1 protein-coding gene is annotated in these 978 nt (G+C 59.1%); it reads right to left on the bottom strand.

Going from position 1 to position 978, the window contains the following annotated elements; translation table 11 throughout:
• Positions 1–922 (bottom strand): IS481 family transposase (locus tag QMK33_RS23380; protein WP_283567045.1); only part of this gene is annotated, 922 nt, incomplete at its 3' end.
• Positions 923–978: the final 56 nt, after the last annotated feature.

The following is a 978-nucleotide window of genomic DNA, read 5'->3' on the forward strand; positions in this document are numbered from 1 at the left end:
GGTCACGTTTAAAGATAGTAGGATTTTTACGCCATTCGGCGCAAATGAATTCGTAGGGAGTCAGGCCCTTTAACCGCTTGAGCCGTTTGGCATAGTTGTAAGCAGCTAAGAAGGTCTGCAGGTGGGTGTTAAGCTCCGCCGTTGTCTGGTAGTGGAACCGCTTAATCGTGGCCTCCTTTATTGTGCGATTCATCCGCTCGACCTGGCCGTTCGTCCAGGGGTGCGCGGGCTTGGTAAAGCGCTGCTCCAGGCCCTGCTCATCGCAAAACTGCCCAATCGGATGGCGGCCCACTTGCGGGTGGTGGGGCAGGTTTCGGAATTGAATTCCGTTGTCAGTCAGTAGCTTATGCACCTTGTAGGGAATTTGAGCCACTACCCGGCGCAGAAAGTCCACGGCCAGAGCCTGCGTGGCTTTGGGCTGCAGCTCGGCAAAGGCCAGCTTGCTGGTGCGGTCAATGGCCACAAACAGGTACTGCTTGCCCTCTTCGGTCTGGATTTCCGCAAAATCGAGGTGCAGGTAGCCGAGTGGATAGTCCTTGAACTGCGCCTTTTTTGCCCCGGCGGCCGTCTCGTCGGCGGGTGGTAGCCGGCTGATGTCGTGGCGCTGCAAACAGCGGTGTAGGGCCGAGCGGCTTAGGTGGGGTATCGATTCCTGCAGGGCGTAGAGGCAGTCATCAAGGGGCAACAGGGTCTGTTGGCGAAAGAGGACGATGGCCGCTTCTTCGGCCGGGCTCAGCACGGTGGAAGCCGGTTTAGGGCCGCGCACGGCCTCTTCGGTGCTCGTGCGTCGGCGCCACTTGCGCACCGTTTTGGGGTTGAGGCCCAGGCGGGTGGCTAGCGTTTGTACGCCTTCTGCACTTTGCTGGATAAGGCGCCGAGTTGCCGGCGTTGTTGTGGCGCAGCCGTGTGGTAGTTTTCCCATAAGTTGGCCTGAAAGCTACGACGCAAAATCCCTCCCCCATCCTCCGGGACCATACA

Origin of the sequence: Hymenobacter sp. H14-R3, assembly GCF_030063445.1 — a bacterium.
Taxonomy (GTDB): Bacteria; Bacteroidota; Bacteroidia; order Cytophagales; family Hymenobacteraceae; genus Hymenobacter.